Raw genomic sequence first — 20708 nt, forward strand, 5'->3', positions numbered from 1 at the left:
ACCTAAACCTCATACCCATCGGAAATGCCTGCGCACCTTGCCGGTTCGTCTGTAAGTTGCGTATTCCGATGATTGTCGACATACACACACTAACGCAGGTTTCGCCACAGGCGAAAGGGCGATTGGCAGAATTTTGCGCATATTTGAGGAGGGTCCCGATGACGCAGCCCGTAGCAATGACAGAACTGTGGCGCGGCCCCTTGCTGGAAAGCCTACATCTGGGTCACGCAGTGATCTGCGATGACAGCGGCCAGATCGTACAAAGCTGGGGCGATCCGGATGTGACGATCTACCCCCGGTCTTCGGCCAAGATGATTCAGGGGTTGCCGCTGATCACATCCGGTGCGGCTGCGAAGTACGGGCTGAATTCAGAGCATCTGGCGCTGGCCTGTGCCTCACACAGCGGCGCGCATATTCATACCGACCGCGTGACGGCCTGGTTGGACCATCTGGGTCTAACCGAGCATGACTTGCGCTGTGGCCCGCAGGAACCGCAAGACATGGCGGCGCGCGACGGGTTGATTCTGGCCGACGATACACCCTGCCAGATTCACAACAACTGCTCGGGCAAGCACTGCGGCTTCCTGACCGTGGCGCAGCATATGGGCGCGGGGCCAGAATATCTTGAGATTGATCATGACGTGCAACAGGCTTGCCTCTCTGCACTAGAAGAAACGACCGGCGAGACAAGTCCGGCCTATGGCATCGATGGCTGTTCGGCGCCGAATTTCGCCACTTCGCTGCTAGGGCTGGCGCGGTCGATGGCGTGGTTTGCCTCGGCCGCTGATCGGTCGGACCGGGCCAGCGATGCGGCGCAGCAGCTGACCGCAGCGATGATCAAACACCCGGAGCTGGTAGCCGGTGAAAACCGCGCCTGTACAGAGCTGATGCGCGCCATGGAGGGCCGCACCGCGATCAAAACCGGGGCCGAGGCCGTGTTTGTCGCCATCATTCCGGAAAAACGCATGGGTGTGGCGCTGAAGATCACCGATGGCACCACCCGCGCCAGCGAATGCGCCATCGCGGCCATTCTGGTGCATCTGGGCGTGCTGGAGGCCGAGCACCCGGCCACCCACAAATTCATGAACGCCATCCAATACAGCCGCCGCGGGATCGAATGCGGCGTGATCCGCCCGGCACCGGGTTTCCCCGGCTAAGGGTCACATTTCGATCGGATGCACCTCGGCCACTTCGACCGAGCCTGTTCCGCTCACGACCATGGGGCAGCCCTTGGCCATCTCGGTCGCCGCATCGATGCTGTCGGCCTTGATGACGGTAAAGCCCGAGGCCGGGTTTGCCCCACCATTGTCGACGACGCCACCGGAACTGACTGTATAGGACTGGCCCACCGGATTGCCGGGGATGTCCAGCGCGTCACCCATGTTCTGGAACCACGCGCCCCAGGCGGCCATGGTCGCTTCGATTTCGGCGGGATCAGTCGGAGTGTGACCGCCGTGATAGACAAACAGAAATTGGGGCATTTCTCTTCCTCCCTGATGCATTTCTTAAAACTGAGCTTCCAATTTGCGTAGCGACGAGGTCCAACCTTGGTTGTGGTTCGCTGCGATCTCATCATCGCCCAGATCGCGGTGATCCAGGATCAGGCGCGCGCCCTCGCCCGCGGGTTCGACGGTCAGCGTTACATGGCTTTCGGCACCGCGCTGATCCTGATCGTCATGCCAGCCCCATGTGAACCCCACCGAGTTGGGCGGATCGACATGGGTGACCTGCCCCGAAACCTTGTATTGCTGGCCCTCGGCGTTCTGCATGACCGAATACCACGGCCCAAGGCGCGAGAAATCCAGATCATGCTCGGGCACGTGCATTCCTTCGGGTCCCCACCACTGCAACAGCTTTGCGCCATCGCTGATCCAGGCAAACAGGTTTTCCGGTGCGGTCGGGAACTCACGTTCCAGTTTCAGGTCGGCCATGAATTCTCCCTTTCAATCAAGACGTTCAAACGGTCGAGGCTGCTTTCCCAGAATTGTCGTTTCGAGATGGTCCACTCGGCAATCGCCCGCAGCCCCTCGGGCTGGATGGAATACATCCGCTGGCTGCCCCGAACGCGTTGCTGCACCAAGCCAGCTTCGCGCAGTACTTTCAGATGGCGCGAGATCGCAGCGCCGGACATGCCGCGCCCTTCGATCAGGTCACCTGCGGGCAGCTCGCCATCCTGCATCAACTGCTCGACGATCGAGAATCGGGTGGCATCGGACAAGGCCGAGAATGCGGTCAGAAGCGTGTTCATGACCGCCGTTTAACATTATTGTTAAATAAAGGGAAGACCCAGTTTTTCAGACGTCCGCAAAGGCTGCTCGGGAATAGCCCTGCAGATACAGCAGTGCCGTCAGGTCCCCATAGTTGACCCGGATGTCGCATTTCTGCGCGACCGAGGGCTTGGCGTGCAGCGCTACCCCGGTTCCGGCCCGTCCCAACATGCCCAGATCGTTGGCCCCGTCGCCCACGGCCAGCACGTCAGCCTCGGACAGGCCCAGCCGTTTGGTGATCTGCTCCAACGCGTCCACCTTGGCCTGTTTGCCCAGAATCGGGCGCTGCACATCGCCGGTCAGCTTGCCATTCTCGGCTAGCAGCGTGTTGGCGCGGTTTTCGTCAAAGCCCAACTGCTCGGCCACCTTGGCGGTGAACGCCGTGAACCCGCCCGAGACCAAAGCCGCATAGCCGCCGTTCATGCGCATGGTCGCAACCAGTTCCGCCCCGCCCGGCATCAGCGTGATGCGTTCCTCAAGCACCTTATCGATTACCGCCTCTTCCAGTCCTTTCAGCAGACCGACCCGTTCGATCAACGCGCCCTCGAAATCCAGTTCGCCATTCATCGCCCGCGCGGTGATGTCTTTGACCCGATCGCCAACACCGGCCTCGTCAGCCAGTTCGTCGATACATTCCTGCCGGATCATGGTGCTGTCCATGTCGGCCAGCAGCATCAGTTTGCGGCGTTTTCCGAGCGGCTGCACGATCAGGTCGATCTCCAACAGCTGCAGCTCGGCCCAGACCGCCTCTTGGTTGTCGGTCAGCGCGGGGAACCTGAATTCAGCGGCCTCATTCTCGCTCAGCCAGACCGGATCCGACCCGCCCCAGGCATTGCAAAGCGTCTCGACCACAGCCTCGTCCAGCTTCGGCAGATTCGGGTTGGTCAACAGAGTGGCTACGTACATGGTCGGTCTCCTGCAGGCTGTTCTGCGCATATCGCAGAGACAGCCAATTCACCAGAGACCTTATGCGCCTACCCCAGGATGCCGGGCAGGCGCAGACCATGTGCTCGGGCGCAATCCTTGGCAATCTCGTACCCCGCATCCGCATGACGCCAAACGCCCGAAGCCGGATCGTTCCACAGAACCCGCTCCAGCCGCCGGGCGGCGTCTTCGGTGCCGTCGGCACAGATCACCACGCCCGCGTGCTGGCTGAACCCCATGCCGACCCCGCCGCCGTGATGCAGCGATACCCAGGTTGCGCCGCTGGCGGTGTTGATCAACGCGTTCAGCAAAGGCCAATCAGAGACCGCGTCCGAGCCGTCCAGCATCGCCTCGGTTTCGCGGTTTGGACTGGCGACCGAACCGCTGTCCAAATGGTCGCGGCCAATGACAACCGGCGCTTTCAGCTCACCCTTGGCGACCATCTCGTTGAAGGCCAGCCCGGCACGGTGACGATCCCCCAGCCCGATCCAGCAGATACGCGCGGGCAGGCCCTGAAACGCGATCCGCTCCTGCGCCATGTCGAGCCAGCGGTGCAGGTGTTCGTTCTCGGGGAACAGCTCCTTCATCTTGGCGTCGGTCTTGTAGATGTCCTCGGGGTCGCCGGACAAGGCACACCAGCGGAACGGACCGATCCCCTTGCAGAACAGCGGACGAATATAGGCCGGTACAAAGCCGGGGAAGGCAAAGGCGTTCTCCAACCCTTCATCCTGCGCGACCTGCCGGATGTTGTTGCCGTAATCCAGCGTCGGAACGCCCGCATTCCAGAAATCGACCATCGCCGCCACGTGCTGTTTCATCGAAGCCCGTGCGGCTTTTTCCACTGCTTTAGGGTCTGTTTCCCGCTTTTCACGCCATTGCGCCATCGTCCAACCCAAGGGCAAATACCCGTTGATCGGATCATGGGCACTGGTCTGGTCAGTGACGATATCTGGGCGCATCCCCCCTTCGGCCATGCGGCGATAAATCTCGGGGAAAACCTCGGCGGCATTGCCTAGCAGACCAACCGATTTTGCCTCGCCCGCCTTGGTCCAGCGGTCGATCATCGCCAAAGCTTCGTCCAGCGTTTCCGCCTTTTCGTCGAGGTATTTGGTGCGCAGGCGGAAGTCGATGCTGTCGGGGTTGCATTCGACCGCCAGACAACAGGCCCCGGCAAAGACAGCGGCCAGCGGCTGCGCGCCGCCCATGCCGCCAAGGCCCCCAGTCAGAATCCACTTGCCGGTCAGATCGCCGCCATAGTGCTGACGACCGGCCTCGGCAAAGGTCTCATAGGTGCCCTGAACGATGCCCTGCGTGCCGATATAGATCCACGAGCCAGCGGTCATCTGGCCGTACATCATGAGGCCCTTCTTATCGAGCTCATTGAAATGGTCCCAGGTTGCCCAGTGCGGCACAAGGTTGGAGTTGGCAATCAGCACTCGCGGCGCATCCTTATGCGTGCGGATGATCGCAACGGGTTTGCCGGATTGGACGATCAGAGTCTCGTCCTCCTCCAAATCCTTCAAACCGGCCACAATAGTATCGAAATCCTTCCACGTCCGCGCGGCGCGACCGATGCCGCCATAGACCACCAACTCATGCGGGTTTTCGGCCACATCGGGGTGCAGGTTGTTCATCAGCATCCGCAGAGGCGCCTCGGTCACCCAGCTCTTGGCATTCAGCTCAGGGCCGGTCGGCGGAAAGATATCGCGGGTGTTCTTGCGAGGGTCGGTCATGGCGTAAGCTCCAATGCGGTGTCTTGGATGGCATTCAGAATGTCGCGCAAACAGCGGCGCAGGCGGTCGGCTTTGGCTGTGTCATAGCTCCAAGGCGCAGCCTCAGTGGTCAGATAGGTGGACTGCGCCAACTCCATCTGAATGGCGTGTATGCCTTCGGCCGGGCGGCCATAGTGGCGCGTGGTCCATCCGCCCCGGAACCGGCCGTTCAGGACGGTGCTATAGGGGGAGGAATCTGCTAATTCCTTTGAAATAGTCTCTATTTTGGGCGAGCAAGTCGCGCCGCCATCCGTTCCGATATTCATATCTGGCAAAGTGCCGTCGAAAAGGTAGGGAATACGGCTGCGGATCGAATGGCAATCAAACAGGATCGCCACACCATGACGGTCGCGCACGCGCTGCAGTTCCTCGGCAAGCGCCGCGTGGTAGGGCGCGTGATAGGCCTGTCGTCGCTGGTCGATCTCGTCGACTGAGGGTTCCTGACCATCCTGCCAGATCGACTGTCCATCGAAATCGGTCAAAGGCACCAGCGTTGTTGTGTTCTGTCCGGGATAAAGCGACACCCCTTCGGGATCGCGATTGGCGTCGATGACATAGCGATGGACATGGGATTGCACCACGGTCGCATCGGCCAATACCCCTTCATAGAGCCTGTTTATGTGCCAATCCGTGTCCGCCAGCGCGCGCCCTGTGTCATTGAAGCGGGCCGTAATGTCATCGGGCACGAAGGTCCCGCCATGGGGCTGGCCCAGCACAATCGGGCTGTCCCCGCGCTCTACACTGACCACCTGCATCACATCAGCTCCGGCATTGGGGTGTTCACGGCACCAAGGATCACGCCGTCGGCCACCAATTGTTTTACGGCCTCCAAGTCTGGCGCCAGATAGCGATCCTCGGCCAGCGCGGGAATGTCCGCCCGCACCCGCGCGATAACCTGCTGCAGCGGGTCGCTGGTGCTCAGCGGCGCCCGAAACTCGACCCCTTGCGCCGCGCAGAGCAGTTCGACCCCCAGAATGTAGTTCAGGTTCTCGACCATCCGGGTCAGGCGTCGCGCGCCATGTGCGGCCATCGAGACGTGATCCTCCTGATTGGCCGAAGTTGGGGTGCTGTCGGTGACGCAGGGATTTGCCAGATGCTTGTTCTCGCTCATCAGCGCAGCGGTTGTCACCTCGGCGATCATCAGACCCGAATTCAGCCCCGGATCGGGCGTCAGGAACGGCGGCAGGTCAAAGCTGAGCGTCGGATCCACCATCAGCGCAATACGTCGCTGCGCGATGGCCCCGATCTCGGAAAGGGCCAGCGCGATCATGTCGGCGGCAAAGCCAACGGGTTCGGCATGGAAATTGCCGCCCGAGACGATCCCATCCTCAAGAACCAAAGGATTGTCAGTGGCGGCGTTGGCTTCGATCTCAAGCGTCGCAGCGGCCTGACGCATGACATCCATAGCGGCTCCAGTGACCTGCGGCTGACAACGGATGCAATACGGGTCCTGCACGCGCGTGTCGCCTTCCCGGTGACTTTCCCGGATTTCCGACCCGGCCAGAACGGCGCGCATGGCGCTGGCGGCCTCGGTCTGGCCGCGATGGCCGCGAAGAGTGTGGATTTCGGGCCGCAGAGGCGCGGTGGATCCCATGATCGCATCGGTCGACAGGGCAGAAATGACCAATGCGCTTTGCGCCGTGCTCCAGGCGTCGAACAGACCAGCAAGCGCGAAAGCGGTTGAAAACTGAGTGCCGTTGATGAAGGCCAGACCTTCCTTGGGGCCCAGTTGAATCGGCTCTAACCCGACCAAATTCAACGCCTGAGCGCCCGGCAGGATGTCTCCGTTCACCTCGGCCTCACCCGCACCGATGATCACTGCGGTCATGTGGGCCAGCGGTGCCAGATCCCCCGACGCGCCCACGGACCCCTGCGCCGGGATCACGGGTGTCACACCGCGCGCCAGCATCTGCTGCAGCAGCTCGACCAACTCCCACCGCACGCCCGAGGCGCCGCGGCCAAAGGACAACAGCTTGAGCGTCATCATCAGCCGCGCCACGCGGCGGGGCACGGCAGGACCGACACCGCAACAATGGCTGAGGATCAGGTTGCGCTGCAGGGTCGAGGTATCTTCGGGCGCGATCTTGTGACTGGCCAGTTTGCCGAAGCCTGTGTTGACACCATACACCGCAGCCTCGCCCTGAGCGGCGGCCTGAATGCGCCGCGCCGCCGCCTCGACAGCGGGCTTACACTCTTGGTCCAGCGAAACGGCGGGTTGTTCCCAATAGACCTGGGCCAGTTGTGCCAGCGTCACCTGACCGGGTTGCAAAGACAGAGGCGTCATTCCAGCCCTCCAAATAGTCGTTTGTGCAGAGGGTTGAAGCCGACGCGATAGGACAGCTCGGCCGGATGTGCGACGTTCCAAACCGCCAGATCCGCCCGCTGCCCCGGCATAATCGTGCCCGCATCACTGATCCCCAACGCGCGCGCGGCGTTTCGGGTGACACCGGACAGAGCCTCCTCGGGCGTCATACGAAACAACGTGCAGCCCATGTTCATCGTCAGCAACAGCGAAGTCAGCGGCGAGGAACCGGGATTGCAATCCGTCGCCAGCGCCATCGGCACCCGATGCTGACGCAGCAGATCAACCGGAGGCACCTGCGTTTCCCGCAGCGTATAGAACGCACCCGGCAGCAGAACTCCCACGGAACCTGCCTGCGCCATGGCCGCCACGCCCTCAGCGTCCAGATACTCGATATGATCCGCTGACAAGGCGCCGTACGAGGCCGCCAGCCGGGCGCCACCCAGATTGGACAGTTGCTCGGCATGGAGTTTTACCGGCAGGCCCAGTTCTTGGGCCACATCGAACACCCGCGCGATCTGGGCGGGAGTGAAGGCGATCCCTTCGCAGAACCCGTCCACTGCGTCCACCAACCCCTCGACATGGGCGGCGCGCAGCGTCGGGATACAGACCTCCTGGATATACGCATCGGCCCGGTTTGCATATTCGGGCGGCACCGCATGGGCGCCCAGAAAGCTGGTTCTGACCCGGATCGGACGGGCTTCGCCGATCCGACGGGCCACGCGCAGCATCTTGAGTTCAGTTTCCGTATCCAGCCCATAGCCGGATTTGACCTCGATGGTGCAGACGCCTTCGTCCATCAGCGCATCCACCCGCGTCAGAGCGTCGACAAGTAGCTCTTCTTCGCTGGCCGACCGCGTAGCGTTCACCGTTGACAGGATACCGCCGCCTGCACGCGCGATTTCCTCATACGAGGCCCCGTTCAAGCGCATCTCGAACTCTGTCGCGCGGTTGCCGCCGAACACCACGTGGGTGTGGGCATCGATCAGGGCGGGCGTGATCAGCCGGGTGCCGAAATCCTCAACCGGCCAACTGGCGTAGTCGGCGGGCAAGGCCTTTTTCTCTCCAGCCCAGACGATATCTGCGCCATCGATGACAATCGCCGCATCCCGGCAGAGCCCATAGGGCGTATCGCCCTCGGACATCGTGGCCATCGCGGCACTGGTAAAGACCGATTTTCTGGTCATGGCGATTCTTTTCGCCTCCCCTCTTGCTTGATTTTTTCGTATACGTGTAAAAGTATAAAGTCTACACAAATTGGAGTCGAAATGCCGATCCACGCAAAAACAGCCTTATTAGGCTCTGATTGGGTTCATGATGTGCGGATCGAGATCGATCAGGGGCGCATCCGACACATACAGACACAAGCCATTGCTGAGCCCGCGGACGAGCGGGTCGATGTGCTGTTGCCCGCCCTGGGGAACCTGCACTCCCACGCTTTTCAGCGGGCCATGGCCGGGATGACCGAAACCCGAGCGGCCGGGCGCGAGAGTTTCTGGACCTGGCGCAACCTGATGTACCGCTTTCTGGACCGTCTGACGCCGGAGCAGATCGAAGCCATCGCCGCGCTGGTGTTCATGGAGATGCAGGAGGCTGGGTACGCCTCGGTTGGTGAGTTCCACTATGTCCATCACCAACCCGGCGGTGCGCCCTATGACCAACTGTCAGAACTCAGCCAACGCATTTTCGCCGCCGCACAGCAAACGGGGATCGGCCTGACCCATTTGCCCGTGCTCTACACCTATGGCGGCGTCAAACAGGAGGCTCTCTCGGGCGGGCAGCTGCGGTTCGGCAACGATGTGGCGCGGTTCCTCGAACTGGTCGATGATTGCCGCCCTGCATTGCCAGAAACAGACTCTAAAATGGGAATTGCACCACATTCTCTGCGCGCAACCTCGTCCACGGATCTGACCGAGGTGCTAAGGGTCACACCCGACGGCCCCGTGCATATCCACATCGCCGAACAAGTGCAGGAGGTCACCGATGTTCAGGCCGTGCTGGGTCAGCGCCCGGTGGCTTGGCTGCTGGACAACGTGCCGGTAGATGCACGGTGGTGCCTGATCCACGCGACCCACATGACCGACGCTGAAACTGCCGCCTTGGCCCGGTCGGGGGCCGTCGCTGGTCTGTGTCCAATCACCGAGGCTAACCTGGGTGACGGAATCTTCAACGGCGCGGTATATGTCGCTGAAGGTGGTCGTTTTGGGGTTGGTTCAGACTCTAACATTAAGATCTCTCTGCCCGAAGAACTGCGCACACTGGAATATTCACAACGCCTGCGCGACCAGCAGCGGGCCGTTCTGGTCAGCGAGGGGTCGGTTGGTCACGCGCTTTACACCAAGGCAGCACTGGGCGGCGCGCAGGCCCTTGGGCGCAACGCGGGTAAGATTGCCGAGGGCAAGCTGGCCGATCTGGTGGCAATTAACCGCGACCACCCGACCCTCTGCGCGCTCAGCGATGATCAGTTGTTGGACGGGCTGTGTTTCGCCGCACCCGACGGGTTGGTCACCGATCTGTGGTCTGCCGGGCGGCATAGGGTGAAACAGGGCCGCCATGTTTCCCGCGACCGGATCATCCCCGCTTACCGATCCGCGATTGCGGACCTGTTGGCCTCGGTCTAAAGCTGCGCAATGCCTCAATCCAGCGACACAACCAGTTACAAAGACATCAAGCAGACCGTGCTGGCACGCATCCGGTCCGGCGAATGGCAGCCCGATGCGCTGTTGCCCAACGAACAGGAGCTTGCGGTCGAGTTCTCGTGCACCCGCACCACGGTCAACCGGGCCCTGCGGGAGCTGGCCGACGAGGGCTATCTGGAACGTCGCCGCAAGGCCGGCACGCGCGTAGCAAGCGCCCCGCAACGGCAGGCGCGTTTCACCATTCCCATGGTCCGGGATGAGGTCGAGGCACTGGGCGGCACCTATCGCTATGCGCTGGTTTCCTCTGTCTCAGAGCCTGCGCCCGAGTGGCTCAGCGCCCGTCTGGCCCTGGCACCGGGGCAAAACGTGGTGCATGTGCGCTGTATGCATTTCAACGGCAACACCCCGTTTCAATACGAGGACCGCTGGATCGTCACTGCCTCGGTCCCGCAGGTGGAGCAAACCGATTTCTCGCAGCTCGGACCGAATGAATGGCTGATCCAGACGGTGCCCTTCACCAATGTCGAGTTGAGCTTTCTGGCCAGCCGCGCCGATGCCACGATTGCGGGGTTTCTGGACGTCCCCGAGGGCGAGCCGGTCTTTACCGGTGAGCGGATCACATGGCTGCAGGGAGAACCGGTGACTTTTGCCAAGATGTTCTTTGCCGCAGGCTACCGGATGACCACGGAATTCTGATCTCCAGCCCGTTTTCCGCTTTACCGTCCAACCAATCCGGGACAGATTCGGCCCCGTATTGAGCAGGCGCAAAGGAATGACGACATGGGCAACCCGCTTTATGACCGGCTGTTTGGCATTCACGCGGGCAAGAGCACTCCATTTCTGCACCTGCCCGATGGTCAGACCCTGACCCATGCCGCCTTTCTGGATATGGCCGCGCGGATCGCCAATGCGCTGACCGGGTATGAGCTGGAACCCGGCGAACGGGTGGCGGTACAGGTTGAAAAATCACCCGAGGCACTGGCGCTCTATGCCGCCTGCGCTCAGACCGGGCTGATCTTTCTGCCACTCAACACCGGCTACACCACGGCCGAGTTGCAGTATTTCATCGAAAACAGCGGTGCCAAGCTGGTTGTGTGCGACGATGCTAAAGCCGAAGGGCTCGCTCCCATCGCCGCGGCCCAAAATGCAAGATTAGAGACACTGAACGCCGACGGGTCCGGTAGTCTGATGCGGCGGTCCATGGGCATGTTGCCCGCGTTCGAGCCTGTTCGCCGCGCCGAGGACGATCTAGCAGCCTTCCTTTATACTTCCGGCACCACCGGGCGATCCAAGGGCGCGATGCTGACGCAGGCCAACCTATTGTCGAATGCCGAGACGCTGGTGCAGGAATGGCGGTTCACAGCCGATGACGTGCTGCTGCACGCCCTGCCGATCTTTCACACCCACGGGCTGTTTGTGGCGACCAATGTAATCCTTGCCTCCGGCGGGTCGATGATCTTTTTGCCGAAATTCGACCGTGAGGACATGCTGCGCCTGATGCCGCAGGCCACCTCGATGATGGGGGTGCCGACCTTCTATACCCGCTTGCTGGACGATGACCGGTTCACCGGCGATCTGGCACGGCATATGCGGCTGTTCATATCGGGCTCGGCCCCGTTGCTGGCCGAGACACACGAACGGTTTGAAACCCGCACCGGCCACCGCATCCTTGAACGCTATGGCATGACCGAAACCAACATGAGCACCTCGAACCCCTATGAAGGCGAGCGGCGCGCGGGCACGGTTGGTTTCCCCCTGCCGGATGTGGACCTAAAGGTGACCGATCCCGAAACCGGGGAAACCCTGCCGCAGGGTGAGATCGGCATGATCGAGGTGCGCGGCCCGAATGTCTTTGAGGGCTACTGGCAGATGCCCGAGAAAACTGCCGCCGAACTGCGGCCAGACGGGTTCTTCATCACCGGCGATCTGGGGCGTGTGGATGAGGACGGCTATGTCCATATCGTTGGCCGGGGTAAGGACCTGATCATCTCGGGTGGCTACAACATCTATCCCAAAGAGGTCGAACTGGTGCTTGATGACCAGCCCGGCGTGCTGGAAAGCGCGGTGATCGGAGTGCCGCACCCGGATTTCGGCGAAACCCCGGTGGGTATTCTGGTGCCCGAGCCGGGACAGAGCCCCGACCCCGAGGCCATTCTGGCCAATGTGCAGGACGCATTGGCCCGGTTTAAACATCCCCGCAAGCTGATTGTGCTGGATGAACTGCCGCGCAACACCATGGGCAAGGTACAGAAAAACGTCCTGCGCGAGGACTACAAAGACCTGTTCACCAAGGGCTAGGGGTCAGCGGCACCCGTCCCGCCTCGGTCAGCAGCCAGCAGTCGCGGCCTTCGAAAACCGCCGTGGCCAGCGTACGGCCATAGCCCGCACCCGCATCCAGATTGATCCGGATGCCGCAATGTTCAGCCCGGTCCACCGGTGTGTGCCCGTGCACCACCAGCCACGGATGCGGGCCGGGATCACGCAGAAACTCGTGGCGTATCCAGACCAGATCGTCCTCGGCCTGTTGTTCCAGCGGAATGCCGGGGCGAATGCCCGCGTGAACAAACAGCAGCTCACCCTCCTGATGATACAAAGGCAGCGCATTGATGAAGTCGATATGTGCGGGCGGAACCGCAGCGCAGGCACGTTCGTTGACCTGAAAGATGCGGTCTTCATCCACGACTTCGACCCCGTATGAACCCAGCGTTTCCCGCCCGCCCAGACGCGGGTGAAGCCAGCTGAGCGTTATGGGCAGGCGATTGTCGGCGATTTCACAGTCCTGCACGAACCGGGCCATCATCCGGTCGTGGTTGCCCTTGACCATGATCCAGTTCCGACCCGCGCGCTGCCCTTCGATCAGCAGGTCCAACACACCACGACTGTCGGGACCGCGGTCCACATAATCCCCAAGAAACACAATCCGTGCATCCGGCCCGCCATCCTGTTCAATGAGGCGCAACGCGTGTTCCAGCATTCCAAGCTGACCGTGAATGTCGCCAACGGCGTAGATGGGGGAAGCCATAAAAAATCCTTGGGCAAAGTGAATACCCTGCTTGTGGCGCAATTCAAGCCGCAGGAAAAGAGAATACCCGCGCCTCGGCTGGCGTGGGTATGGATTGTCTCAGAATTTCAACACCGCTCAGGCGACATCGAACTCCAGCGGTTTGATCTGGGTGAACAGCCCTGTCTCCGCCAGCTTGGCGCGTGCCTCGGCCGGAACCGGTTCATCCACATAAAGCAACGCGATGGCCTCTCCGCCCGCCTCGGACCGGCCGAGGGTAAAGTTGGCGATATTCACGTCATTCTCGCCCATGGTCTGGCCCAGAGTACCAATGATGCCCGGCACGTCTTCGTTGGTGGTATAAAGCATATGCGCGCCCACCTCGGCGTCGATATTGATGCCTTTGATCTGGATGAAACGCGGTTTGCCGTCGCTGAACACGGTGCCAGCGATCGACCGTTCGCGCTTGTCGGTCACAACGGTGACCTTGATGTAGCCATCAAAGACACCGGTCTTGTCCTGATTGGTGGTGGACAGCTGAATCCCGCGCTCTTTCGCGACAACCGGGGCCGACACCATATTCACCTCGGGGTTGAACTTTTTCATGATCCCGGCAACGACGGAACAGTTCAGCGCGGCCAGGTTCATTTCAGCGGCCACACCATCATAGAGGATGTTGATCGCCTGCACCGGCTCATCCGTCATCTGACCGATGAAGCTGCCCAGATGACTGGCCAGCTTGATCCACGGCCCCATTACCTTGGCCTCTTCGGCGGTGACGCTGGGCATGTTCAGCGCGTTTTCCACCGCCCCGGTCAGAAGATAGTTCGAGATCTGCTCGGCCACCTGTAGCGCCACGTTTTCCTGCGCCTCGGTTGTTGCTGCGCCGAGGTGGGGGGTACAGACCACGTTCGGTAGATTGAACAGGGCGTTGTCCTTCGCCGGTTCCTCGCTGAATACGTCAAAGGCCGCGCCCGCTACATGACCGGAAGTCAGCGCCTCCGCCAGCGCCCCTTCGTCGACCAGACCACCGCGGGCACAGTTGATGATGCGAACGCCCTTCTTGGTCTTGGCGAGGTTCTCACGGCTGAGGATATTGCGGGTCTGATCGGTCAGCGGCACGTGCAGGGTGATGAAATCGGCGCGCGACAGCAGCTCGTCCAGCTCGACCTTCTCGACACCCATCTTGGCCGCCTTCTCTTCGCCCAGATAGGGATCATAGGCGACGACTTTCATCTTCAGGCCCAGCGCGCGTTCACAGACGATACCGCCAATGTTGCCCGCACCAATGACACCGAGGGTCTTGTTGGTCAGCTCGATCCCCATGAACTTGGACTTCTCCCACTTGCCCGCATGGGTCGAGGTGCTGGCCTCAGGGATTTGCCGCGCCACGGCGAACATCATCGCAATGGCGTGCTCGGCTGTGGTGATCATGTTGCCAAATGGTGTGTTCATCACGATCACACCTTTTTTCGAGGCCGCTTCCTTGTCGATATTGTCGGTGCCGATCCCGGCCCGGCCAATGACCTTCAGGTTGGCTGCTTTTTCCAGAATGGTCGGCGTGACCTTGGTGGCCGAGCGGATGGCAAGGCCGTCATACTGACCGATCACCTCGGCCAGCTTGTCCTTGTCCTTGCCCAGATCGGGCATGAAATCCACGTCGATGCCGCGATCGCGGAAGATCTGCACGGCGGTTTCACTGAGCTTGTCAGATACGAGTACTTTGGGGGCCATATTCTCTGGTCCTTGAATTGTATGGGAAGTCCGGGCCAGATATGGCCCGGTGGAATAGGTCAGGCGGCTTCGGTTTGCGCCGCGATCTCGGCCTCGAAGGCCCAGGTCAACCAGGGCAGCATCGCCTCGATGTCCGAGGTCTCGACCGTGCCGCCACACCAGATGCGCAGGCCCGCAGGCGCGTCGCGATAGGCGCCGATGTCCAGCGCGATATTCTCGACCTCAAGCCGTTTGGCGACAGCCTTGGCGAAAGTGGCACCGTCCTGAATGCGCGCGTCGGTGAATTTCAGGCAAACCGAGGTGTTCGACTGCGTCGCCGCATCCTCGGCCAGATTGGTGATCCAATCATTCTGGTCACAGAACGCGTGCACGGCTCCGGCATTGGCATCGGCACGGGCGATCAGCCCTTGCAGGCCACCGACCGAGCGCGCCCAGTCCAGTGCGAACAGGTAATCCTCGACCGCCAGCATGGACGGCGTGTTGATAGTGGCCCCTGTGAAAATGCCGTCGATCAGCTTGCCGCCTTTGGTCAGGCGGAAAATCTTCGGCAGCGGCCATGCGGGGGTATAGCTCTCCAGCCGTTCCACCGCGCGGGGGCTGAGGATCAGCATCCCGTGCGCGGCCTCACCGCCCAGCACTTTCTGCCAGCTAAACGTGGTCACATCCAGCTTGTCCCAGGGCAGGTCCATCGCAAAGGCGGCCGAGGTCGCATCACAAATCGTCAGACCCTGACGGTCGTCGGCGATCCAGTCGCCATTGGGAACCCGCACGCCCGAGGTCGTACCGTTCCATGTAAACACAACATCATTGGCGAAATCGACCGAGGCCAGATCCACGATCTGCCCGTAATCCGCGGTTTTCACCTCGGCATCGATCTTCAGTTGCTTGACCACGTCGGTGACCCAGCCCGAGCCAAAGCTTTCCCAGGCCAGCATCTCGACCTTGCGTTCGCCCAACAGCGACCACAGCGCCATCTCGACCGCACCGGTGTCCGAGGCGGGAACGATGCCGATCTTGTAGTCCGCCGGAATGCCCAGAACTTCGCGCGTGCCCTCGATCGCAGCCTTCAGCTTGTCCTTGCCGACCGCGGCACGGTGCGATCGACCCAATGCAGCGTCGGCCAGTTTGGACAGTTCAAATGTGGGGGGTTTGGCGCAGGGGCCAGAGGAAAAACGCGGATTCGCCGGCCGCGTTGCCGGTTGTTCGATGGTCATGTGTATTACCCTTCCAGATACACGCCCCTCGTTGGGGAGGGGTGTCCCACCTCAACACCTAGAAAGCGCGCCGCGGTGCAGCAAGCAAAAAAGACGCTTTGGAAGCAGAAAACGACGACTTCATTCGTATCGCTTGCGGTCACAAGTTTCCGATAGGCGGCAAATCGATGGCTTCCGGACGCCACACTGGAAGCATTTGACTGTTTTTTAGGCAGTGACGGCGGGACATGGACAGAATCGCGCCCGATCTCTTGTGAACAGGCAACGCGCCGGTGAAAAGAAGCCATGCCAGACACCCTGACCATTGTCGTTGTAGAAGAAGACCGCGAACGCGCGATCGCCATCGTCGACGCGCTGAAAGCGTCCGGGTCTTATGATGTGCATGTGATCGGCAATGTCTCGAGCCTGGCGCGCAAGATCGCGGCGCTGGTGCCAGATGTGGTGCTGATCGATATCGACAACCCCACTCGCGACATGCTTGAGGAACTAACTCTGGCCTCGGGGCCGTTGGAGCGCCCGGTGGCCATGTTCGTGTCGGGCGCGGCGGGGGATTTGGCCTCAACCGCGATCGAGGCCGGGCTGTCCGCCTATGTGGTGGACGGGATGCAGCCCGACCGGTTGAAACCGGTACTGGACGCCGCCATTGCCCGCTTCCAGATTGTCCGCCAGATGCGCCGCGAACTGGCCGAGACCAAACGCGCGTTGGAAGAACGCAAGGTGATCGACCGCGCCAAGGGGTTGCTGATGAAGGCGCGCGGGATCGAGGAAGAAGAGGCCTATGCCTTATTGCGCAAGGCCGCCATGGATCAGGGCCGCCGCGTCGCCGATGTGGCCGAGGCGCTGGTCACCGCATCGGGGCTGCTGTCATGAATGCGGTCACCCTGCCCGTCGCCTATGTGCCATTGGTCGATGCCGCGCCTCTGATCGTGGCGCATGAGATGGGTCTCGCCCGCGCCGAAGGGGTTGAGCTGGAGCTGATTGCCGCGCCCTCCTGGTCATCCGTTCGCGACATGCTGGCCTTTGGCCGGGTGGATGCGGCGCATTTGCTGTCACCGGTACCTGTGGCGATGGCGCTGGGGCTTGGCGGGGTGACCCAGTCCCTGTCCGCCGTCTCGGTCCTGTCGGTGAACGGAGACGTCATCGGCGTCAGCCGCGCCTTGGAAACCCGCCTGCGCGAGACGGGCTATGGTTTCGACTTCCACGACCCGTTCGAGGCCGCCGCTGCGCTGGCCTCAGTCGCGGATCGGCCTTTGGTGTTTGGTGTCCCCTTTCCCTTCTCGCTGCATGTGGAACTGCTGCATTGCTGGCTTGAGGCCACCGAATTGTCAGAGGTCGGGGTCGAAGTGCGCACCATTCCCCCACCATTGATGGCGCAGGCGCTGGCCGAAGGGGATGTGGATGCGTTCTGTGTGGGTGAGCCCTGGGGCTCGGTCGCGGTGGAATCGCAGGCGGGGGCGCTGTTGCTGCCCGGTCAGGCGATCTGGGCCTTTGCCCCGGAAAAGGTGCTGGCGGTACGCACCGAGTGGGCCGAGACCGAACCGCATCTGCTGGGCAAACTGATGCGGGCCGTCTGGCGGGCCGGGCGCTGGCTGGGCCAGCCGGGCAGCCAAACCGCCGCCGCCGAGATACTGGCGCGCGACACCTACCTGAACCTGCCCTCTGAACTGATCGACCGCGCGCTTTCGGGCCGGTTCACAATCTCGGGGCAGGCAGAGCAGCGCGAAGTTCCTGGATTCCTCGAATTCCACGACGGGGCGGCGAACTTTCCATGGCGCAGTCAGGCCAAGTGGATCGCCCAGCGTCTGGCCGCACGGTACGGACTGGACCCGCATCTGGCGCGGGCGCAGGCGGGCAGCGTGTTTCGCAGTGATATCTACCGCAATCAGCTGGCCGATATCGGGGCCGACCTGCCCGGCGCGTCGGAAAAACTCGAAGGCGCGATTCGGGAAACCACCCCCGTCGCCTCGCATAACGGACAGCTGTCGCTGAAACGGGACGCGTTTCTGGACGGGCGCATTTTTGACCCACAGGATATCTGACGCCTAAAAATTAGGCAGCCTCCGGCACCATACAGCGCAATCGCAGAAAATTACGCCGCATTGCAGCAAAACTGCTTGAGCCGCGCCCGGGTTTCTTCGAATCTGATCTCAACGGCACGCAATGGCGTGTGTCGATGAACTTCTTCCCAAAGTTTGGGATCGACTGAGCAAAGCCGCTCACACTCTGGCCACGTCCTCCCGGCCAGAGCGTGCAGCGGCTTTTTGTTTTTCATCCCCGGCATCCCCGGGACCAAGAAAAGGGACAGACCCACATGAAGAAATTCCTTGCAGGCCTTGTCGCCACCACCGCCCTGATCAGCCCGGCCATGGCCGAGACGCTGGAACTGGAAAAAGACGAGCTGACCTTCGGCTTTATCAAACTGACCGACATGGCCCCGTTGGCCGTGGCTTACGAAAACGGCTACTTCCTGGACGAAGGTCTGTTCGTGACGCTCGAAGCGCAAGCCAACTGGAAAGTGCTGCTGGACGGCGTGATCGACGGACAGCTGGACGGCGCGCATATGCTGGCCGGTCAGCCGCTGGCCGCGACCATCGGTTATGGCACCGAAGCGCACATCGTCACCCCCTTCTCGATGGACCTGAACGGCAACGGCATCACCGTGTCGAACGCGATCTGGGAAGAGATGAAGCCGAACATCCCGGTGATGGAGGACGGTCGCCCGCAACACCCGATCTCGGCCGAGGCACTGGCTCCGGTGGTTGAAAAGTACAAATCCGAAGGCAAGCCGTTCAACATGGGCATGGTCTTCCCGGTCTCGACCCATAACTATGAACTGCGTTACTGGCTGGCTGCCGGTGGTCTGAACCCCGGCTATTACAGCCCCGAAGACGTGACCGGCCAGATCGGCGCAGATGTGTTCCTTTCGGTGACGCCTCCGCCGCAGATGCCTGCGACTTTGGAAGCCGGCACCATCTATGGTTACTGCGTGGGTGAGCCGTGGAACCAGCAGGCCGTGTTCAAAGGCATCGGTGTGCCGGTCATCACCGACTACGAGCTGTGGAAGAACAACCCGGAAAAGGTCTTCGGCATCACCGCCGAGTTTGCCGAGGAATACCCCAACACCACCCGCGCCGTGACCAAGGCCCTGATCCGGGCCGCGATCTGGCTGGATGAAAATGACAACGCCAACCGCCCCGCTGCAGTCGAGATGCTGAGCCAGCCGGAATATGTGGGTGCCGATTACGACGTGATCGCCAACTCGATGACCGGGACGTTCGAATATGAGAAAGGCGACAAGCGGGACGTGCCCGATTTCAACGTGTTCTTCCGCTATAACGCGACCTACCCGTTCTATTCCGACGCCATCTGGTACCTGACCCAGATGCGCCGCTGGGGCCAGATCGCCGAGCCGCAGACGGACGCGTGGTATGACGAGGTCGCCAAGTCGGTCTATCGCCCGGACATCTATCTGGACGCCGCCCGCATGCTGGTGGACGAAGGTCTGGCGAATGAGGCCGACTTCCCCTGGGACAGCGACGGCTACAAAGCTCCGGCGCCCGCCGAGGATATCATCGACGGCATTCCCTATGACGCCCGCCAGCCCAACGCCTACCTGCAAAGCCTGCCGATTGGCCTGAAGGGCGAGCAGGTCGTCGTCGGCGCCGAAGTTCAGGGCTAAGGCCTTCGCCCCGGCCTGAATGGCCGGGGTCTTCCACATCAACAGAATTTCACCCCGCCCGGGCACCGATCCGGGCCAGGAGACCGCAAGATGACCGCCATCGACCACGATACACTTTCATCCGAAGCTGAACGCGAGGCGCGTCGCGCCCGCCTGTTCACCCGAATCAACGCCGCCGACAAATGGTTTCAGGTTCTGGGCTTGTCCTGGATCACCCCTGTTCTGCGCGCCGCCGCAGGCGACAACCCCCGCGCCCAGATGGGTGAAATCTGGCGTCTGCTGGCCGTGCCACTGCTAGCCATCTGCGCGTTCTTGCTGCTTTGGGGCACGCTGGCGCCCAAGGTGCAGACCTCGCTTGGGGCTGTCCCCGGACCGGCTCAGGTCTGGTCTGAGGCCGTCAGCCTGCATCAGGACGCACAGGCCAAAGCCGCCAAGAAGGCCAAGTTCGAGGCGATGGTCGAAAAGCGGAACCAGAAATTCATCGACGCGGGTCAGCCCGAAAAGGTGAAGGAAGTCGCCTATACCGGCGCGCCGAGCTATTACAACCAGATCTGGACCTCGATCAAAACGGTGTTCTTTGGCTTTCTGATCGCCACAATCGTGGCCGTTCCGCTGGGCATCGCGGCAGGCCTGTCGCCCACCGCAAATGCGGCGCTGAACCCGCTGATCCAGATTTTTAAACCGGTTTCACCGCTGGCCTGGCTGCCGATTGTGACGATGATCGTTTCGGCCGTTTATGTCACCAATGACGGCTGGTTCGCCAAGTCCTTCCTGATCTCGGCCATCACCGTCACGCTGTGTTCGCTGTGGCCCACGCTGATCAACACTTCGCTGGGTGTGGCGTCGATCGATAAGGATCTGGTGAACGTGTCCAAAGTTCTGAAAATGAACACCTACACCAAGATCACCAAGCTGGTGCTGCCCTCGGCCCTGCCGCTGATCTTCACCGGTCTGCGCCTGTCACTGGGTGTCGGCTGGATGGTCCTGATCGCGGCCGAGATGCTGGCCCAGAACCCCGGACTGGGCAAGTTCGTCTGGGATGAGTTCCAGAACGGTTCCTCCAGTTCGCTCGCCAAGATCATGGTGGCCGTCTTCACCATCGGCATCATCGGCTTCCTGCTGGATCGCGTGATGTACGCGCTGCAGTCCCTGTTCACCTTCTCGAACAACCGGTGA

19 protein-coding genes are annotated in these 20708 nt (G+C 61.5%); 8 read left to right on the forward strand and 11 right to left on the reverse strand.

Translation table 11 applies throughout. The features are described from left to right. Positions 1–158: 158 nt before the first annotated feature. The gene (locus ACR0KW_RS17310; RefSeq protein WP_480806119.1) at positions 159–1157 is read left to right on the forward strand and encodes an asparaginase; all 999 of its coding nucleotides are present in this window, start codon (positions 159–161) and stop codon (positions 1155–1157) included. Positions 1158–1160: 3 nt separating this feature from the next. Here the strand turns inward: ACR0KW_RS17310 and ACR0KW_RS17315 are convergent, their stop codons facing one another. From ACR0KW_RS17315 to hutI, 8 genes are all read right to left on the reverse strand, one after another. Then, positions 1161–1481, reverse strand: coding sequence for a YciI family protein (locus ACR0KW_RS17315; RefSeq protein ID WP_170383832.1), 321 nt, complete (start codon positions 1479–1481; stop codon positions 1161–1163). 24 nt (positions 1482–1505) lie between these two features. Beyond that, complete coding sequence (locus ACR0KW_RS17320; RefSeq protein WP_170401079.1) at positions 1506–1931, reverse strand: SRPBCC family protein; 426 nt, start codon at positions 1929–1931, stop codon at positions 1506–1508. Next, complete coding sequence (locus ACR0KW_RS17325; RefSeq protein WP_480806120.1) at positions 1919–2248, reverse strand: ArsR/SmtB family transcription factor; 330 nt, start codon at positions 2246–2248, stop codon at positions 1919–1921. The genes ACR0KW_RS17320 and ACR0KW_RS17325 overlap by 13 nt, the downstream gene beginning before the upstream one ends. A gap of 46 nt (positions 2249–2294) precedes the next feature. Next, on the reverse strand, positions 2295–3173 hold the full coding sequence (gene serB / locus ACR0KW_RS17330; protein WP_480806121.1) for a phosphoserine phosphatase SerB: 879 nt from the start codon (positions 3171–3173) through the stop codon (positions 2295–2297). A gap of 68 nt (positions 3174–3241) precedes the next feature. Next, positions 3242–4924: a urocanate hydratase gene (hutU, locus tag ACR0KW_RS17335; RefSeq protein ID WP_480806122.1), complete on the reverse strand. Its 1683-nt coding sequence runs from the start codon at positions 4922–4924 to the stop codon at positions 3242–3244. Beyond that, on the reverse strand, positions 4921–5718 hold the full coding sequence (gene hutG / locus ACR0KW_RS17340; RefSeq protein WP_480806123.1) for an N-formylglutamate deformylase: 798 nt from the start codon (positions 5716–5718) through the stop codon (positions 4921–4923). The genes hutU and hutG overlap by 4 nt, the downstream gene beginning before the upstream one ends. Continuing rightward, complete coding sequence (gene hutH / locus ACR0KW_RS17345; RefSeq protein WP_480806124.1) at positions 5718–7247, reverse strand: histidine ammonia-lyase; 1530 nt, start codon at positions 7245–7247, stop codon at positions 5718–5720. The genes hutG and hutH overlap by 1 nt, the downstream gene beginning before the upstream one ends. After that, positions 7244–8452, reverse strand: coding sequence for an imidazolonepropionase (gene hutI / locus ACR0KW_RS17350; protein WP_480806125.1), 1209 nt, complete (start codon positions 8450–8452; stop codon positions 7244–7246). Before hutI ends, hutH begins: the two co-directional genes overlap by 4 nt. 81 nt (positions 8453–8533) lie before the next feature. Here hutI and ACR0KW_RS17355 point away from each other — a divergent pair, with 81 nt between their 5' ends. The 3 genes from ACR0KW_RS17355 to ACR0KW_RS17365 all read left to right on the forward strand — a co-directional run bounded on the left by ACR0KW_RS17355 (position 8534) and on the right by ACR0KW_RS17365 (position 12202). Beyond that, positions 8534–9886, forward strand: a complete 1353-nt coding sequence (locus tag ACR0KW_RS17355; protein ID WP_480806126.1) for a formimidoylglutamate deiminase — start codon at positions 8534–8536, stop codon at positions 9884–9886. Between the two features lie 9 nt (positions 9887–9895). After that, the gene (locus ACR0KW_RS17360) at positions 9896–10600 is read left to right on the forward strand and encodes a GntR family transcriptional regulator (RefSeq protein ID WP_480806127.1); all 705 of its coding nucleotides are present in this window, start codon (positions 9896–9898) and stop codon (positions 10598–10600) included. 84 nt (positions 10601–10684) lie between these two features. After that, positions 10685–12202, forward strand: coding sequence for a malonate--CoA ligase (locus tag ACR0KW_RS17365; RefSeq protein WP_480806128.1), 1518 nt, complete (start codon positions 10685–10687; stop codon positions 12200–12202). Here the strand turns inward: ACR0KW_RS17365 and ACR0KW_RS17370 are convergent. The 3 genes from ACR0KW_RS17370 to ACR0KW_RS17380 form a co-directional block, all read right to left on the reverse strand. Then, positions 12189–12926 carry a metallophosphoesterase family protein gene (locus ACR0KW_RS17370; protein ID WP_480806129.1) on the reverse strand — a complete coding sequence of 246 codons (738 nt, stop codon included), beginning with the start codon at positions 12924–12926 and terminating at the stop codon, positions 12189–12191. The two genes, ACR0KW_RS17365 and ACR0KW_RS17370, sit on opposite strands and share 14 nt — an antisense overlap. Positions 12927–13043: 117 nt before the next feature. Further along, positions 13044–14639 (reverse strand): phosphoglycerate dehydrogenase, encoded by a 1596-nt coding sequence (gene serA / locus ACR0KW_RS17375; protein WP_480806130.1) that lies wholly within the window; start codon positions 14637–14639, stop codon positions 13044–13046. A gap of 59 nt (positions 14640–14698) precedes the next feature. After that, positions 14699–15853, reverse strand: a complete 1155-nt coding sequence (locus ACR0KW_RS17380; protein WP_480806131.1) for a phosphoserine transaminase — start codon at positions 15851–15853, stop codon at positions 14699–14701. Positions 15854–16138: 285 nt separating this feature from the next. Between ACR0KW_RS17380 and ACR0KW_RS17385 the strand changes: the two genes are divergently transcribed. The 4 genes from ACR0KW_RS17385 (at position 16139) to ACR0KW_RS17400 (ending at position 20708) form a co-directional block, all read left to right on the forward strand. Beyond that, complete coding sequence (locus ACR0KW_RS17385; RefSeq protein ID WP_170328026.1) at positions 16139–16723, forward strand: ANTAR domain-containing response regulator; 585 nt, start codon at positions 16139–16141, stop codon at positions 16721–16723. Continuing rightward, positions 16720–17892, forward strand: coding sequence for an ABC transporter substrate-binding protein (locus tag ACR0KW_RS17390; protein WP_480806132.1), 1173 nt, complete (start codon positions 16720–16722; stop codon positions 17890–17892). Before ACR0KW_RS17385 ends, ACR0KW_RS17390 begins: the two co-directional genes overlap by 4 nt. A gap of 272 nt (positions 17893–18164) precedes the next feature. Further along, complete coding sequence (locus tag ACR0KW_RS17395; protein ID WP_480806133.1) at positions 18165–19532, forward strand: CmpA/NrtA family ABC transporter substrate-binding protein; 1368 nt, start codon at positions 18165–18167, stop codon at positions 19530–19532. Positions 19533–19622: 90 nt separating this feature from the next. Further along, the gene (locus tag ACR0KW_RS17400; protein WP_480806134.1) at positions 19623–20708 is read left to right on the forward strand and encodes an ABC transporter permease; all 1086 of its coding nucleotides are present in this window, start codon (positions 19623–19625) and stop codon (positions 20706–20708) included.

The sequence above is a fragment of the Ruegeria sp. CG11 genome, from assembly GCF_056537245.1.

Bases quoted from the DNA above. Each gene is read 5' to 3' on its own strand.
- serA (WP_480806130.1), bottom strand. From the start codon at position 14,639: ATGGCCCCCAAAGTACTCGTATCTGACAAGCTCAGTGAAACCGCCGTG.
- ACR0KW_RS17390 (WP_480806132.1), top strand. From the start codon at position 16,720: ATGAATGCGGTCACCCTGCCCGTCGCCTATGTGCCATTGGTCGATGCC.
- ACR0KW_RS17325 (WP_480806120.1), bottom strand. From the start codon at position 2,248: ATGAACACGCTTCTGACCGCATTCTCGGCCTTGTCCGATGCCACCCGA.
- hutU (WP_480806122.1), bottom strand. From the start codon at position 4,924: ATGACCGACCCTCGCAAGAACACCCGCGATATCTTTCCGCCGACCGGC.
- ACR0KW_RS17360 (WP_480806127.1), top strand. From the start codon at position 9,896: ATGCCTCAATCCAGCGACACAACCAGTTACAAAGACATCAAGCAGACC.
- hutG (WP_480806123.1), bottom strand. From the start codon at position 5,718: ATGCAGGTGGTCAGTGTAGAGCGCGGGGACAGCCCGATTGTGCTGGGC.
- serB (WP_480806121.1), bottom strand. From the start codon at position 3,173: ATGTACGTAGCCACTCTGTTGACCAACCCGAATCTGCCGAAGCTGGAC.
- ACR0KW_RS17355 (WP_480806126.1), top strand. From the start codon at position 8,534: ATGCCGATCCACGCAAAAACAGCCTTATTAGGCTCTGATTGGGTTCAT.
- ACR0KW_RS17320 (WP_170401079.1), bottom strand. From the start codon at position 1,931: ATGGCCGACCTGAAACTGGAACGTGAGTTCCCGACCGCACCGGAAAAC.
- ACR0KW_RS17370 (WP_480806129.1), bottom strand. From the start codon at position 12,926: ATGGCTTCCCCCATCTACGCCGTTGGCGACATTCACGGTCAGCTTGGA.
- ACR0KW_RS17310 (WP_480806119.1), top strand. From the start codon at position 159: ATGACGCAGCCCGTAGCAATGACAGAACTGTGGCGCGGCCCCTTGCTG.
- hutH (WP_480806124.1), bottom strand. From the start codon at position 7,247: ATGACGCCTCTGTCTTTGCAACCCGGTCAGGTGACGCTGGCACAACTG.
- ACR0KW_RS17395 (WP_480806133.1), top strand. From the start codon at position 18,165: ATGAAGAAATTCCTTGCAGGCCTTGTCGCCACCACCGCCCTGATCAGC.
- ACR0KW_RS17385 (WP_170328026.1), top strand. From the start codon at position 16,139: ATGCCAGACACCCTGACCATTGTCGTTGTAGAAGAAGACCGCGAACGC.
- hutI (WP_480806125.1), bottom strand. From the start codon at position 8,452: ATGACCAGAAAATCGGTCTTTACCAGTGCCGCGATGGCCACGATGTCC.
- ACR0KW_RS17400 (WP_480806134.1), top strand. From the start codon at position 19,623: ATGACCGCCATCGACCACGATACACTTTCATCCGAAGCTGAACGCGAG.
- ACR0KW_RS17365 (WP_480806128.1), top strand. From the start codon at position 10,685: ATGGGCAACCCGCTTTATGACCGGCTGTTTGGCATTCACGCGGGCAAG.
- ACR0KW_RS17380 (WP_480806131.1), bottom strand. From the start codon at position 15,853: ATGACCATCGAACAACCGGCAACGCGGCCGGCGAATCCGCGTTTTTCC.
- ACR0KW_RS17315 (WP_170383832.1), bottom strand. From the start codon at position 1,481: ATGCCCCAATTTCTGTTTGTCTATCACGGCGGTCACACTCCGACTGAT.